Origin of the sequence: Methylobacterium phyllostachyos (assembly GCF_900103445.1) — a bacterium.
Lineage (GTDB): Bacteria > Pseudomonadota > Alphaproteobacteria > Rhizobiales > Beijerinckiaceae > Methylobacterium > Methylobacterium phyllostachyos.
This window is the reverse complement of sequence record NZ_FNHS01000015.1, coordinates 16,608-31,771: the sequence shown is the minus strand read 5'-3', so window position 1 is coordinate 31,771 and position 15,164 is coordinate 16,608. Positions and strand designations below refer to the sequence as shown.

Sequence of the window (15,164 nt, the reverse complement as noted above, 5' to 3'; positions counted from 1 at the left end):
CTGGGCAGCCCGTTAGGGGACGCTCAGCAGCGCCGCCTGCCGATACGTGCGGGGCGTCATCCCGTGCCGGTCCTTGAAGCGGCGGGCGAAGTGGGCTTGGCTGGCGAAGCCGCATCCATAGGCCAACATGCCGATCGACAGGTGGACACAGGCCGGATCGGCCAGCCGCTCGGCGGCGCGCGTCAGCCGGCGCTCCCAGATGTAATCGGAGATGTGCCGGTCGCGCTCGTGGAACAGCTCCTGCAGCCGGCGCAGCGACACGCCGACCGCGGCCGCGAGCTGTGGCGGGTCGAGGGTCAGGTCGCCGAGATGGGCCTCGACATAGGCCTTGGCGCGCTGGACCACGACACTGCCATGCGTCGATCGGGGGGCCTCCTGGGCCATCCGCTCGGCGATGCTGGCCACGATCAGGTCCATACCGATCTCCGCCATCCGGATGGTCCCATCGGGCGTCAGCTGGCGGCGCAAGCGGATCAGCTCGCGGAGAAAGTTCGTCGCCAGAGTGGTCGATGCGAGTTCCGCGCCGATCGACAGCCCCGCGTAGAGCCGCGTCGAGCCGAGCACGTGCTCCAGGCGCTCCCGCGGCACTTCGAGAAACAGGGCTTGGCTGTCCATATGGGTCGTCAGCAGGCACGGCCGATGATCGAGCACGACGAGGTCCCCGGGGCGCTGGACGGCGTCCCGACCGTCCTGGGAGCTGGTCGACAGACCCGCGAGCTTGACTAGCACCACGACCATCCCGGCCCGGTCGTGGCGCCGCGCTGCGGCAGGCGTCGTCTCGCACCGCAGGGCGCTCTGCGTCAGGCGCGAGACATGGAGTGGGCCGACTTCCGAAACCTCGAGCGTGCCCTGGAAGGGCCCGTCGTTGAGGCGCTCAAGCTCGATCGGGACCAGCCGCTCGGCCAGGAGCTCGCGCCACTGCTTAAAACCGTTCTGAGGATGAAGCCCGGTCGTCGAGAACACGGGGTGCATCGGTGATCGTTCCTCTCGATGGCCGTGGGTTGTGGCCGGTCCGCTGGCGTCGCCGACGAGGCGGCCGGTGCGCGATGGGGCTGTCGAGACGCCGGCGCGCGATCGTCGGGCGTGGGACGGCTCATGTTGTGCGCAGCGCTTCGAGACTGCTTTTGGAAGGGGCGCTGACGGTCGAAAACCGGCTTTGCATTAATAACTTTTAACCCTGCGCAGCTCGTTCGCGCGGCCGGGCAACGAATCTCGCGCCGGCGGACAAACGCGAAAACTCACATATTGTATATCTTCTGCATCCTCAAGAAGCGGCCGCTGGCGAGCTTGAGGGTACTCTGATTTGGCCGCCTGACCGGGGTCCCGCGCCGCCTCATCCGATCGAATGATTTCATTCAAAGGGATGAGCGCGCGCCTCCGAGACGGTACTGGGAATGGCAACACGGAAATGGACAATCTCACGGAACAGCATCCGGCATTCATGCTGGAAAAGGTTGGCGCGATCGTCGCGGCCTATGTGTCCCGGAACGCGGTCGACGCCGCGCAACTCCCGGACCTGATCGATCAGGTGCACACGGCCATCGCCGACTTGCGCGACAAGCAGGGCCGGGGCGGTCCGGGCTATACCGGGGCGAATGCGAAGCAGGTCGAGGCCTCGATCCAGCACGACGGCCTGATCAGCTTCATCGACGGCAAGCCGTACAAGACCCTGAAGCGCCATCTCACCGCCCACGGCCTGACGCCCGAGCGCTACCGGCTCCAATATGGCCTGCCAGCCGATTACCCGATGGTCGCCCCCGGCTATGCCGCACGGCGGTCCGAGATCGCCCGGGCGATCCAGCTCGGCCACAAGGCGGCCTGAGCGATGGCGCTCGCCCGCTCGCAGGGACCGGCTCCGTCGCCCGCCTCCGCTTCGGAGATGGCGCGGGCCCGGGACAGTCTCGCGCGCCTCGCCAAGGTGCTGGGAGTGCCGGTCTCGGCGTTCCACCCGGTCGCCGGCGAGCAGGACGAGGCGATCGTGCAGGCCGCGGATCTCGTCACCGAGTTCGCGGCAATCGACAACCCGGCCGCGCGCCGGACCTGTCTGGCGTTCGTTCGGGCGATGGCGAGTTCCTGAGGCGTCGGGGTGCGCCGCAGCCGGCTGGGCGACCCGTCGCCCGCTCCGCGCCTGAGGGGGCGGCGGAGTCAGTGCGATGGCCCGTCCGGCTGCGTTTGCGACGTCAGAACACGTGACGCAGGATGAAGAACAGAACGGCCGCCAGGGTGATCGCGGCCGGCAGGGTCAGGATCCAGGCCAGCGCCATGTTGCGCACGGTGGACATCTGGAGCCCTGAGCCGTTGGCCGCCATGGTTCCGGCGACGCCCGAGGACAGGATGTGGGTCGTCGAGACCGGCAGGCCGTAGAGTTCGGCGAGCCCGATCGTGCCGGCGGCCACGATCTCGGCGGAGGCACCCTGAGCGTAGGTGAGGTGTGTCTTGCCGATCTTCTCGCCCACGGTCACCACGATCCGCTTCCACCCGACCATGGTGCCGAGCCCGAGCGCCAGGGCGACGCAGATCTTCACCCAGCCGGGGATGTAGCGGGTGCCGTTGTTGAGCAGCCCGGCATAACCCTTCAGGATCGCCTTGTCGGAATCCGAGAAGTCGGCGCCAGCGTTCGGCAGCATCCGCACCGCATCGGAGGCGAGATACATGTCGCTGCGGAGGTTCTGGGTCTGGGCAGCCGGCACCGTGCGGATCGCCCCGTAACCTTTCACGCTGTCGGCAATGTCGGTGGCGAGCGCCGAGAGGGCGGCATAGACCGGCGGCTTGTTCAGATCCTTGGTCTTCAGCGCCTGCGTCACGGTCTCGCGGGCCTGATTGGCTTCGGGGTTCGGTGCGCCGGCGGCGCGGGTGGAGAAGACCTGGGCCGCCGCCGTCGAGCTCTGCACGAAGGCGGGGGTCGTGTCGTCCGCCATGGTCCGGTTCAACGCATAGGCCGTGGGGGCGGCGCCGATCAGGATCAGCATGATCAGGCCCATGCCCTTCTGCCCGTCATTGCCGCCGTGGAAGAACGAGACCAGCGTGCAGGTCAGGATCAGCAGGCCGCGGATCCACAGGGGCGGCGGTGCCTCGCCCTTCGGCGCCTCGTAGAGATCCTTGCGGCGCACGGTGTATTTCAGGGCGAGCAGCAGCAGGGCCGCGAGCGCGAAGCCGCAGATCGGCGAGAACAGCAGCGCCTTGAACACGTTGAGCGCCTGACCCCAATCCACGCCGGAGGTGCCGTCGCCGCCGCTCATCAACTGGTTGGCGAGCCCGACGCCGAGCACCGAACCGATCAGCGCGTGCGATGACGAGTTCGGCAGGCCGAAGGCCCAGGTGCCGAGATTCCAGATGATCGCCGCCAGCAGCAGCGCGAAGATCATCGCGTAGCCCGCGCCCGAGCCGACATGAAGGATCAGCTCCACCGGCAGCAGCGTGACGATGGCGTAGGCCACCGCGCCCGAGGAGAGCAGGACGCCGAGGAAGTTGAAGAAGCCCGACCAGATCACCGCCACGAGCGGCGGCAGCGAGTGCGTATAGATCACCGTGGCGACCGCATTGGCGGTGTCGTGAAACCCGTTCACGAACTCGAAGGCGAGGGCGATCAGCAGGGCGAGACCCAGCAACGCGAAGGCGCCATAGGCGAGCGGCGCCTCGCCCACCGCGTTCATGTCGGCGATCAGGCTCATGGTGGCGTAGCCCAGCCCCGCCACCAGCACGAGCAGGAACGCGATCACCCCGCCCGGGTGCATCCCATGATCGAAGCGTGGCACGCCGGCGGGCCGCGTTTTCACGCCCCCCGATGATGGCATCACGGCGGAATCGGACATGAACCCTCGCGCGGAATCGATCGTGTTGGTAAAACGGGGATTAGGATCTGCCCATGACGCTCCGGTGACGCCGCTGTGCCATTACGGGTGATGGGAACAGCATTCGTGTGTTGAAGGACTTCACGTGGGCGTCATTGAGCTTGCCGTCTGAAGATTTCACTTCGGCGGCAGATTGTCCCAAGAGTAAATTCGAAGACCGGGTCGAGCTGCCGGATCGGCGCATCAAGAGGGTCCGGGGCGGCAGTCTAAAATGTTCGGCACAAAGGTCAGGCTGTCAGAAGTAATTTAGTGTGTTGGCTAAGTTGTCGATTTGTTGCTCAGATGCGACATGCGGCGATTCTACTTATTGTGACTGGATTATGACGTCACCGCCGCCATAGTTTTCGTTAAGGCTCCCGACGCAGCCGGACGGCCGCGGGCTTGGGGGGCCAAACATGAAGTTTCGGTACGGGGTCTCGATCGCGGCCTTGACGGTCGCGGCATTCGGATCGGGGTCGCAGGCGCAGACCGTCAATACGACGCCGTCCGACGTCAACGTGCTCAATCTCCTGGCGCCTTATCTGGCCCTCAACGCCACGGCGATCGGTCAGCAGACCCTGCAGCTCAACCTGTCTCAATCGGCCGCGATCAACACCGCCGCCGGCCCCGCCCAGCAGCAACTCGCCATCAGCGACAAGAACCTCCTCGGCTCGGCGAGCAACAACCTGTCTTCCTTAGGGCTTGGCACCTACGGAGTGGCGGCCAACCTCGCGGGCGGCCTGCCGCCCCAGACCCCGATCAACGGCATCGTCCCGCAGCAACTCGTTGGTAGCCTCGGCACGCAGCTCGGCCCGATCTACCAGCGCGGCGTCGCGCAGGGGGCCACCGGCCCGCTCGGCAGCGTGGTCAACCTCCTGGTCGGCGCCTACAATTTCAGCGGCAACAATCTCGGCGTCGCCAAGAACTACTTTGCAAACGGTGCGGCCAACAATCCGAGCGTCACACCGAGCAACTACGTCGCGACTCCGGCCGTGGCCCCGGCCGGCTACAATCTGCCGACCTATAACGGCCTGCCGAACACCACGAACAGCGTTTACGATCTCGCCTATGGTGTCATCAACACGCAGCCGGGCCAGGACGTCTACGGCTCCTCGCGGCCGGTCCAGGCGGCACCCGCCCGCTTCAACATCTACGATCCGACGGCGCTCAGCGGCATCGCCACCAACCCGTCGTTCCCGAGCGGTCACACGACCTACGCGTTCACCGACGGCATCCTGCTGGCGATGCTCGTGCCGCAGCAATACCAGAACATGCTGACCCGGGCGGCCGATTATGGCAACAGCCGCATCGCGCTCGGCGTGCACTACCCGCTCGACGTCATCGGGAGCCGCGCGCTTGCGACCTACGACCTCGCCCAGGCCTTCACCAACCCGGCCTACATCAACAACGCCGCGGTGACCGGTACGGCGATCAACCTGCCGGGCCAGTTCGTAAAGGCCCAGGGCGAGCTGCAGGCCTACCTCGCCGCCCAGTGCGGCAACACCGTCGCGGCCTGCGCGGGCAGTGCTGCCAACCAGGCCGGCAACCCCTACGTCCCGTCGGCCGCCAACCAGGCCGCCTACCAGAGCCGCCTGACCTACGGCCTGCCGACGCTGACCTTCGCCCAGGCGCCCCGCGAGCAGGCCCCCGCTGGCGGGCCCGACGCCTCCATCCTGCTCGCGCCGCTCTACGGCGGCTCGACCAGCGCCGCCCGCACGATCGCCCCCAACGGCGGCCTCTACGGCCAGCTCTCCACCGGGATTATCAACCAGATCCTCGTCAACACCGAGACCAACGCGCTCGCCGCCTTCTACGGCAGCCCGCTCAGCTACTGGGCCCGCCTCGACCTCTATTCGGCGGCCGGCTACTTCGGGAACGTCACCGGCACCCTGACCCTGGACGCGAGCGACCGTCTCGGCATCGACGTCGCAATCGGCCAGGGTGGCGCCCTCTCCGCCAACGGCACGATCGCCGGCACCGCCTTCGTGGGCGCCGGCGGCCTGCTCGGCGGCACGGGCACGCTGGGTGGGATCAGCGCGCTGTCGGGCGGCACCGTGTCGCCGGGCAACTCGATCGGCACGCTCGCCGTCACCGGCACCGTCGCCTTCGCGCCGGGCTCGACCTACCGCGTCGAGGCCAACGCCGCCGGACAGGCCGACCGCATCACCGCCGGCGGCAACGCCGCCCTCTCGGGCGGCACCGTCCAGGTGCTGGCCGCCTCCGGCGCCTACAACCCGCGCACCACCTACACCATCCTGTCGGCCGCAGGCGGCGTCTCCGGACAGTTCGCCGGCGTGACCTCGAACCTCGCCTTCCTGTCTCCGGGCCTGCGCTACCTGCCCAACGAAGTCGACCTGACGCTCACCCGCAACGACGTGCCGTTCTCCGCCTCCGCCACCAGCCGCAACGGCCGGGCCGCGGCCAACGCCGTCCAGGCGGCCGGTGCCGGCCGGCTGTTCGACGCGGCGGTCGCTTTCACCACCACCGAGGCCGATGCCGGCTTCCGGGCGCTCGCCGGTGACATCCACGCCAGCACCGTGTCGGCGGCCTACGAGACCGCCTTCTTCGTGCGCGAGGCGGTGCTCGACCGGCTGCGCTGGGGCAATCCCGGCACCGGGCTCGACTACGGCAGCCTGCCGTCCACCTACACGGCCGACCTGCCGGGCCGGCCTCCGGTGGTGGCCAACGTCCCGGTGCGGACCCTCGACCCGCAGATGTTCGGGCTGTGGGGCCAGGGCTTTGGCTCGTTCGGCACGGCGAACAGCGGCGGCAACGCGTTCGACCTCGACCGGCAGATCGCGGGCTTTGCCGCGGGCGCGGACGTGCGACTCCCCAGCGGGCTGCGCTTCGGCGTGGTCGGTGGCTACACGGAGGCGTCTCTCGACAGCGCCGGCCGGACGGGCGGCATGAGCCGGGCGGAGAGCGCGACGCTGAAGAGCGGGTTCGGCGGCGTGTATGGCGGCACCGAGTTCGGGCCGCTGTCGCTGCGGCTGGGGGCTATCTACGCCGACACGGATGCGCGCACGCGGCGGGCGGTGGCGTACGGTCTGTCTGACACACTGAGCGGGCATGGCGGCGGCTATACGCTGCAGGGTTTTGGCGAGATCGGCTGGAAGATCCCGCTGGGGGGGGCGGCCGTGGCGGCCCTGGTGTCGAAGGACGGGGCGGCGGTCGCGGTGCAGCCGTCGGCCGCTTACGTCGAGCCGTTCGTAGGCGGGGCGTATGTCGGGATCCGGCGCGACGCCTTCGCGGAGACGGGCGGCGCGGCAGCGCTGGCGAGCTTTGCGCGCGACTACGATCTCGGCGCGGCGACGGTGGGCGTGCGGGCGCAGACGAGCCTGGATCTGGGGCTTGGGCTGCCTGTGACGCTGCGGGGTCTTGTGGGCTACCGGCGTGCGTTCGGGGATGTGGTGCCGACGGCTTTGCTGCGGTTCGGAGCGGGCGGTCCGGCGTTCCTGAGCGCGGGCGTTCCGATCGACCGGGACGCGCTTGTGGCGCAGGTCGGGCTTGATCTGGCGGTGGCGCCGAACGCGACGCTGGGCGTGGCCTACACGGGCCAGACCGGCGCGCGGGCGCAGGACCAGGCGGTGAAGGGCAACTTCACGCTCCGGTTCTGAGGGCCTGCCTGACGGGGAGCGCGGCTAGCTCCCGTCCTGGTTTCGAAAGGTCGAGACCTTTCGCGGGTCCAGGGCGGAGCCCTGGGGAACATCTCAGGGCTCTGCCCTGAGAACCCGCCAAAGGGCTTCAGCCCTTTGGAAACCCGAGACACGAGGGGCCAGCGTATTTCTGGCCCTCGTCCCCGGAGTGTCACACGACTGACGCGGTCCGGCCGCTAGCGACCGGGCCGCTCATGACGCCGAACGGGACTCCGCATGATTGACGCCACGGTGCCGGCTCTCGCCCTCGGCGCGGTCCTGTCCCTCGTTCAGATCGGCAGCATCGCCATCGCGGCCCGGCGTTTCGGCAGGGTCCATGGGCCGTCGCAATTTCCGGCCGGAGCGCCGGTCTCCCTGATCCGCCCGCTCCGCGGCCTGGAAGCCTTCAGCGAGGAGATGCTCATCCGGAGCTTCCGCCTCGACTATCCCGCCTACGAGCTGATCTTCTGCGTGGCCGACCGGGCCGATCCGATCGTGCCGCTGGTCGAGCGCCTGATTGCCGCGCATCCCCAGGTGCTGGCCCGGCTGATCCTCGGCGACGAGCGCGTCAGTGACAATCCGAAGCTGAACAACTGCCTGCGCGGCTGGCGCGCCGCCGCCCACGACTGGGTGGTGCTGGCCGATTCCAACGTGGCCATGCCACCCGATTACCTCCAGCGCCTCCAGGCGGCGTGGCGCGATGACACCGGCCTCGTCTGCTCGACCCCCGTGGGCGCCCGCCCGGGCAGCTTCATGGCCGAGGTGGAATGCGCCTTCCTCAACACCCTCCAGGCGCGCTGGCAATACGCCGCCGAGGCGTTCGGCCTGGGCTTCGCGCAGGGCAAGAGCATGCTCTGGCACAAGCCGTTCCTGGAAGCGCAGGGCGGGCTCCAGGCGCTCGCCGCCGAGATCGCCGAGGACGCGGCCGCCACAAAGCTGGTCCGGGCCGCCGGCAAGCGCGTGCACCTCGTGGCGAGCCCGTTCGAGCAGCCCTTGGGCGCGCGCGGCTTCCGGGAGGTCTGGGCAAGGCAGCTGCGCTGGGCCCGGCTGCGGCGGGTGACCTTCCCGCTCTTCTTCATCCCCGAGATCGGCAGCGGCGTGCTGCTGCCGGCGCTGCTGGTGGCGGTCTGGGCCGGGAGCCTCGCCGGGCTCGTCGGCGCTGCCGGCCTCGCGGCCCTGTGCTATGCCGCGGAGGTCGCGCTCGCGATCCGCGCGGGCTGGCATCGCACGCCCCGCATGCTGGCGGCCTTCCTGGTGCGGGACGCCCTGATCCCGGCGATCTGGCTGGGCGCCTGGGTTCAGAGCGCGATCGTGTGGCGCGGCAACGCCATGGATGTCCGCCCGCGCCGGGCCGCCGAAGCGCGGAGCTACGCGCCGACGGCCTGATCGCGGTCGTCGCTCGCACCGGAGGTTGAGACGTGACGCGCCGCTACGCCCTGTACTGGCTGCCCGCCCCGGGCTCCCGCCTGGAGGATTTCGGCCGAGGCGTGCTCGGGTACGACAACGTCTCCGGCGAGCCGGTCGCGCAGCCGGAGGGGCTGGGCGACCTCGCCGCCATCAACACGGGCGCCCGGGTCTACGGCTTCCACGCGACGCTCAAGGCGCCCCTGCGCCTCGCGCCCGGCGCCACGGAGGCCGATCTCGTGGTCGCCGCCCGCGCCCTCGCCGCCGCGCACCCGCCAGTGGCGGTCGGGCCGCTGCGGGTCGCGGCGCTCGGGCGGTTCCTCGCTCTCGTGCCGGAGAACCCGCCGCCGGAACTCGGCCTGCTCGCGGCCGAATGCGTCGCAGCCCTCGACTCCCTGCGGGCGCCGCTCACTGAGGCCGAGCGTGCCAAGCGCCGGCCGGAGCGCCTGGATCCGCGGGGCCGTGCCCTGCTCGATCGCTGGGGCTATCCGCACGTGTTCGAGGCCTTCCGCTTCCACATGACCCTGACCGATGCCCTGCCGGAGCCCGACCGCGACGGCTGGCACCGCCGCCTCGCCGAGGCCTACGCCGCCGCGGGGCCCGAGCCCGTGGTGATCGACGCGATCTGCCTCCTGACCCAGGACGGGGCCGGGCCGTTCCGGCTCCTGGCGCGCCTACCCTTCGGGGAGTCCTATGGCTGAGGTTCCCAAGGCTTCCCTGCGGCTGGGCCTCGAACCCGGCATCGATCCCAGCGCCCGGGTCGAATCCTGCCGCCTCGGCCGCTACACCGAGATCGGCGCCCGCACCCGCCTGACCGAGACGGTGCTCGACGATTATTCCTACATCGGCCAGGACGGCGAGGTGATCTACACGACGATCGGCAAGTTCTGCTCGATCGCCGCCAGCGTGCGCATCAACCCGGGCAACCACCCGATGGAGCGCGCCTCGCAGGCCCATTTCACCTATCGGGCGCACGCCTATTGGCCCGAGGAGGCGGACGAGCCGGCCTTCTTCGACCGGCGCCGGGCGAGCCCGGTCACGATCGGCCACGATGTCTGGATCGGCCACGGGGTGGTGGTCCTGCCGGGCCGGACCATCGGCACCGGCGCGGTGGTGGGCGCCGGGGCGATCGTCACCCGCGATGTCGAACCCTACACGATCGTGGTCGGCAACCCGGCCCGGCCGGTCCGACGCCGATTCCCCGAGGCGATCGCCGCGCGGCTGGAACGCCTCGCGTGGTGGGACTGGGACCACGAGGCCTTGCGCCGCGCGCTTCCGGATTTCCGTGCCCTACCGATCGAAGCATTCCTTGAACGCTACGAATCCTGAGGTGGCTATCGAATAGATATTCTGCGCCGGCAAACAATAAGACATCGTATTCGTCATTCAATCGTCGTGTAAGCGGCGTTTAGCTGCGGCCATTCCGCAGCGGATGCAGGCATGCTTGTCATTGAGGATCTCACGCGCCAGTACGGCGACCGGCGCGCGGTGGACGGCGTTTCGCTGCGGATCGAACCCGGCAGCTTCGTCGGCGTGATCGGCCGGTCCGGCGCCGGCAAATCGACGCTCCTGCGGCTGATCAACCGGCTCGCGGATCCGAGTTCGGGCCGCATCCTGCACGACGGGCGCGAGGTCACGGCCCTCAAGGGCCGGCATCTGCGCGAATGGCGCACGCGCTGCGCCATGATCTTCCAGCAGTTCAACCTCGTCGGCCGCCTCGACGTCATGACGAACGTGCTGATGGGGCGGCTGAGCCACGTTCCGAGCCACCGGGCCCTGCTGCGCCTGTGGTCCGACGAGGACCGGGCGATGGCGCTCGCCGCCCTGGAGAGCTTCGACATGGGCGAGTTCGCCGGCCAGCGAGCCGACGGCCTCTCGGGCGGCCAGCAGCAGCGCGTGGCGATCGCCCGGGCCCTGGTGCAGGAGCCGCAGATCCTGCTGGCCGACGAGCCGGTGGCCTCCCTCGACCCGCGCAACACGCGCCTCGTGATGGATGCGCTCGCCGAGGTGAACCGGCGCTACGGCATCACGGTGCTGTGCAACCTGCACTCCCTCGACCTCGCCCGCGCCTATTGCGATCGGCTCGTCGGTCTGGCCGCCGGCCGCGTCGTGTTCGAGGGCGGCCCGTTCGACCTCACCGAGGACGTCGCCCGCCGGCTCTACGGGCTGGAGGCTGGCGAGGTGCTGGACGATTCGGCCGAGCGTGAGGCCGAGCAGCGGGCCGCGCTGCCGGGGCTGCCTGGGATCGTGCCGGCGCGCCCGGTCCGAGAGGCCGCGCTCGGCGCCTGAATCGGGCTCCGGCCCCAACACGAAAAACGGATCGGGAAACGCCCGGCCGACCCACAGGGCGGCCGAAGCCTGCACCAACGCCGAAGGACCGCACGATGATCACCCGACGTACCCTCGCCGCCGCTGCGGCCCTTGCCCTGCTCGGCCTGCCGGCGGCCGCCGAGGATTGGAAGGCCCAGTATCCCGAGCTGACATTTGCGGTCATCCCGGCGGAGAACGCCAGCGGCACCGTCGAGCGCTACACGCCCCTGGCGAACTATCTGGGTAAGGCGATCGGCGTGCCGGTGAAGCTGCGGGTGGCGAGCGACTACGCCGCGGTGATCGAGGGTCAGCGGGCCGGCAACATCCAGATCGCGTATTACGGTGCCGCCTCGCTGTCCCGCGCGGTCATGACCGGCGTGAAGATCGAGCCGGTCGTGAGCCCGAAGCACGAGACCGGCATCTCGGGCTACTATTCCGTGGTCTACGTGCTGGCCTCCAGCCCGTACAAGACGGTCGCGGATCTCAAGGACAAGAACCTCGCCCTGGTCGATCCGAACTCCACCTCGGGCAATCAGGCTCCGCGCTTCTTCCTGCGGCGGGCCGGCTACGATGTGGACAAGTTCTTCGGCAAGGTCTTCTACGCCGGAAGCCACGAGAACGCCGTGCTGGCGCTGACCCAGGGCACCGCCGACGCGGCGGCGAACTTCTGGAATTCCGAGGCCGACAACAATCTCGCGCGTATGCTGACCAAGGGCATCGTCAAGGACGCCCAGGGCCGCCCGTTGGCGAAGGACGACTTCCGGATCGTCTTCAAGTCCGATCTCCTGGCGGGAGACGCCTACGCCGTGCTGTCCAGCCTGCCGGACGACCTGAAGGCCAAGATCCGCGACGCGCTCCTCGCCCTGCCGACCGCCGACAAGGCCGCCTTCGACCGGCTGTCGGACGGCAAGGATCTCGGCATCATCCCGGCGACCATCCAGGACTACAAGCCGGTCATCGACATGCTGCGGTTCAACGACGAGCAGCGCAAGAAGTCCTGATCCGGACGCATCGACCTTGCGTAGCCTGACCAAGCTGCCGCCGGAGCGGGAAGCCGCCCTCTCCGGCCTCTATGCGGCGGCGACCGGCGCCGCGCGCCGCCGCACGCTTGCGGGCTTCGCGCTCGTGGCGGTGCTCGCCGTGCTGGCGGGGCTCGTCGCCGAGGTGCGGCCGCTGACCTTCGCCGAGAACATCGGCAAGTTCACCGCCTATCTCGCGCAGATCCTGCCGCCGGTCGGCCTCGACCATCCGGTCGCCGACCTGCGCGCCTGGTACTGGGGCCTGCCCGGCTGGCTGGCGCTGCTGAGCGAGACCCTGCTGATGGCCTATCTCGGCACGTTGCTCGGCGGGATCGCGGGCTTCGTCCTCAGCTTCGTCGCCTCCGCCAACCTCGTGCGGTCGCGCCTGCTGCGCCTCCTGACCAAGCGCGGCCTGGAGGTGTGCCGCACCGTCCCGGACATCGTGTTCGCGCTGATCTTCGTGATCGCCTTCGGCCTCGGCCCGATGGTCGGTGTGCTGGCCATCGCGATCCACACCACGGGGGCGCTGGGCAAGCTGTTCTCCGAGGTGGTCGAGAACATCGACATGCGCCCCGTCGAGGGCCTGTCCGCCGCGGGTGCCACCTGGGTCCAGACGGTGCGCTTCGCGGTGCTGCCGCAGGTGCTGTCGAACTTCGCCTCCTACGGGCTGCTGCGGTTCGAGATCAACGTGCGCGGGGCGGCCGTACTGGGCTTCGTCGGCGCAGGCGGCATCGGCCAGGAGTTCCTGGGGGCGATCCGCAACTTCTATTACGCGGATGTCAGCGCGATCCTCGTGCTGATCATCCTGACCGTGTTCTGCATCGATCTCGCCACCGAGCAGCTCCGCCACCGGCTGATCGGCCCGGAGGACCCCCGATGAGCGCGGCCCGTACCGGAGCCCTGCGGGCTGAAGCCCGGGACAATCTCGCGCGGCTGCGCGGTCGCTACCCGGCGCAGTTCCGGGCGGATCGCGCCGCCCGGGCGCGGTTCGTCCTGGCGCTCGGTGCCCTGATCGGCCTCGCCGCCCTGGCCTGCTGGCGCCTCGACGTCTCTGCCGCGCGCATCCTCAACGGACTCGGGCGGCTCGGCTCCTTCACGGTGCTGATGCTGCCGCCATCCCCGGAGGGCCATGTCTGGACCTTCCTGCATGCGCTCGGCGAAACGCTCGGCATCGCGTTCCTCGGCACGCTGGCGGCGGCGATCCTGGCTTTCCCGGTGGCGTTCCTGGCGGCGCGCAACGTCGTGCCCAACCCCTTCGCGCATTTCGCCGTGCGCCGCGGCCTCGACGTGATGCGCTCGGTCGATGTGCTGATCTGGGCGCTGATCTGGATCAACGTCGTGGGCTTAGGGCCCTTCGCGGGGGCGCTCGCCATCGCGTGCTCGGATTTCGGGGCGCTCGGCAAGCTGTTCTCGGAGGCGATCGAGACCTGCGACCGGCGGCCCGGCGAGGGCGTCGTCGCCTCCGGGGGCTCCAGCCTGCACCGGATCCGCTTCGGGCTGATCCCCGGGGTGCTGCCGGTGCTGGCGAGCCAGGTGCTGTACTTCTTCGAGTCGAACACCCGCTCGGCCACGATCATCGGCATCGTCGGCGCGGGCGGCATCGGCCAGTACCTGACCGAGCTGATCCGCGTGTTGGAACTGAAGCAGGTCGCCTTCCTAGTGCTGATGATCCTCGTCACCGTGGCGGCGATCGACCTGGTCTCGACCCGCCTGCGCCGGGCGATCATCGGACCGGCGGCGCGCTGAAGGGGATCGAGGCCCCCCGTGGGATGACAGGGTCGGACAACCCTGTTGAGCCGCCTCCGCCGCGGCTTGACCCGGCCGGCAGAGCGCGCTTTTTCAGAACGGATCGGGAACTCACGGCGGATCTCCGAGGCGGCGATGGATCCGGAGGTCGCGCTCCGAAAGATCATCCACATCGACATGGACGCGTTCTACGCCTCCGTGGAGCAGCGCGACGATCCGGCCCTGCGCGGCCTGCCGCTGGCGGTGGGCGGCTCGCGGGAGCGCGGCGTGGTGGCGGCGGCGAGCTACGAGGCGCGTAAGTTCGGCGTCCGCTCGGCCATGCCCTCGGCGACTGCGCGGCGGCTCTGCCCAGACCTGCGGTTCGTCAAGCCGCGCTTCGAGGTCTACCGCGCCGTGTCGGAGGAGATCCGCGAGATCTTCGCCCGGCACACGGCCCTTATTGAGCCGGTGGCCCTCGACGAGGCTTATCTCGACGTCACCGAGAATCTTCAGGGGCTGCCTACGGCCACCGCGGTGGCGAAGGCGATCCGGGCCGAGATCCTGGAGCGCACCGGGCTCATCGCTTCGGCCGGGGTCTCGTACAACAAGTTCCTCGCCAAGGTCGCCTCCGACCATCGCAAGCCTGATGCGCTGTTCGTCATCACCCCCGCCATGGGGCCGGATTTCGTGGCGGAACTGCCGATCGGCCGGTTCCACGGGGTCGGCCCGGTCACCGAGGCCAAGATGAAGCGGCTCGGGATCCGCACCGGGGCGGATCTACGCGCCTGGACGCCGGAACGCCTGCGCGAGACCTTCGGCTCGGCCGGTGCCTATTACCACGCGGTCGCCCGGGGGATCGACATGCGGCCGGTGCGCGCCCACCGGATCCGCAAGTCGATCGGGGCGGAGACCACCTTCTCGGACGACACGGCGGCCTTCGAGGTCCTGGCCGCCCGGCTGGCGCCCCTGTTCGACAAAGTCTGGGCCGGGGCTGCTGCCAAGGGCATGCGGGGTCGAACCGTCACCCTGAAGCTCAAGTTTTCCGACTTCGCCCAGGTCACCCGGGCGAAATCCCTCGCCGGTCCGGTTGCCGACCGGGCGAGCCTAGAGCGGATCGCCCTCGATCTGCTCGCCGGCCTGTTTCCCCTGCGGCGTAGCGCCCGTTTGATCGGGGTGTCTCTGTCGGGTTTCGCGCAGGAGGAGCCGGAGGGGCCGCGGCAGCTCGGGCTCGGGCTCTGAGG

Annotated in this window: 13 protein-coding genes; 11 read left to right on the top strand and 2 right to left on the bottom strand. The window is 69.5% G+C overall.

Features of this window, described 5'->3' with window-relative positions:
- Positions 1–12: 12 nt before the first annotated feature.
- A complete protein-coding gene (locus tag BLQ49_RS22280; protein WP_091719825.1) occupies positions 13–972 on the bottom strand; it encodes a helix-turn-helix domain-containing protein in 960 nt (319 codons plus the stop codon).
- Positions 973–1,441: 469 nt separating this feature from the next.
- Here BLQ49_RS22280 and BLQ49_RS22275 point away from each other — a divergent pair, with 469 nt between their 5' ends.
- The gene (locus tag BLQ49_RS22275) at positions 1,442–1,822 is read left to right on the top strand and encodes a Ros/MucR family transcriptional regulator (RefSeq protein ID WP_244507719.1); all 381 of its coding nucleotides are present in this window, start codon (positions 1,442–1,444) and stop codon (positions 1,820–1,822) included.
- 3 nt (positions 1,823–1,825) lie between these two features.
- Positions 1,826–2,077: a hypothetical protein gene (locus BLQ49_RS22270; RefSeq protein WP_091719819.1), complete on the top strand. Its 252-nt coding sequence runs from the start codon at positions 1,826–1,828 to the stop codon at positions 2,075–2,077.
- 103 nt (positions 2,078–2,180) lie between these two features.
- Here the strand turns inward: BLQ49_RS22270 and BLQ49_RS22265 are convergent, their stop codons facing one another.
- The gene (locus BLQ49_RS22265; RefSeq protein ID WP_091719817.1) at positions 2,181–3,812 is read right to left on the bottom strand and encodes an inorganic phosphate transporter; all 1,632 of its coding nucleotides are present in this window, start codon (positions 3,810–3,812) and stop codon (positions 2,181–2,183) included.
- A 434-nt stretch (positions 3,813–4,246) separates the two neighbouring features.
- Between BLQ49_RS22265 and BLQ49_RS22260 the strand changes: the two genes are divergently transcribed.
- The 9 genes from BLQ49_RS22260 to dinB all read left to right on the top strand — a co-directional run bounded on the left by BLQ49_RS22260 (position 4,247) and on the right by dinB (position 15,162).
- Positions 4,247–7,447: an autotransporter family protein gene (locus BLQ49_RS22260; protein ID WP_091719813.1), complete on the top strand. Its 3,201-nt coding sequence runs from the start codon at positions 4,247–4,249 to the stop codon at positions 7,445–7,447.
- A gap of 255 nt (positions 7,448–7,702) precedes the next feature.
- Positions 7,703–8,851, top strand: coding sequence for a ceramide glucosyltransferase (locus BLQ49_RS22255; RefSeq protein ID WP_091719811.1), 1,149 nt, complete (start codon positions 7,703–7,705; stop codon positions 8,849–8,851).
- Between the two features lie 32 nt (positions 8,852–8,883).
- On the top strand, positions 8,884–9,570 hold the full coding sequence (locus BLQ49_RS22250; RefSeq protein ID WP_091719808.1) for a DUF1045 domain-containing protein: 687 nt from the start codon (positions 8,884–8,886) through the stop codon (positions 9,568–9,570).
- Positions 9,563–10,198, top strand: a complete 636-nt coding sequence (locus BLQ49_RS22245) for an LbetaH domain-containing protein (protein ID WP_091719805.1) — start codon at positions 9,563–9,565, stop codon at positions 10,196–10,198. Before BLQ49_RS22250 ends, BLQ49_RS22245 begins: the two co-directional genes overlap by 8 nt.
- Positions 10,199–10,309: 111 nt before the next feature.
- Positions 10,310–11,158, top strand: coding sequence for a phosphonate ABC transporter ATP-binding protein (gene phnC / locus BLQ49_RS22240; RefSeq protein ID WP_091719802.1), 849 nt, complete (start codon positions 10,310–10,312; stop codon positions 11,156–11,158).
- A 95-nt stretch (positions 11,159–11,253) separates the two neighbouring features.
- Complete coding sequence (phnD, locus tag BLQ49_RS22235; RefSeq protein WP_091719799.1) at positions 11,254–12,180, top strand: phosphonate ABC transporter substrate-binding protein; 927 nt, start codon at positions 11,254–11,256, stop codon at positions 12,178–12,180.
- 16 nt (positions 12,181–12,196) lie between these two features.
- Positions 12,197–13,078 carry a phosphonate ABC transporter, permease protein PhnE gene (phnE, locus tag BLQ49_RS22230; RefSeq protein WP_091719797.1) on the top strand — a complete coding sequence of 294 codons (882 nt, stop codon included), beginning with the start codon at positions 12,197–12,199 and terminating at the stop codon, positions 13,076–13,078.
- Complete coding sequence (gene phnE, locus BLQ49_RS22225; RefSeq protein ID WP_091719794.1) at positions 13,075–13,944, top strand: phosphonate ABC transporter, permease protein PhnE; 870 nt, start codon at positions 13,075–13,077, stop codon at positions 13,942–13,944. The genes phnE (BLQ49_RS22230) and phnE (BLQ49_RS22225) overlap by 4 nt, the downstream gene beginning before the upstream one ends.
- Before the next feature lie 135 nt (positions 13,945–14,079).
- Positions 14,080–15,162, top strand: a complete 1,083-nt coding sequence (gene dinB, locus BLQ49_RS22220; protein ID WP_091719791.1) for a DNA polymerase IV — start codon at positions 14,080–14,082, stop codon at positions 15,160–15,162.
- Positions 15,163–15,164 lie beyond the last annotated feature (2 nt).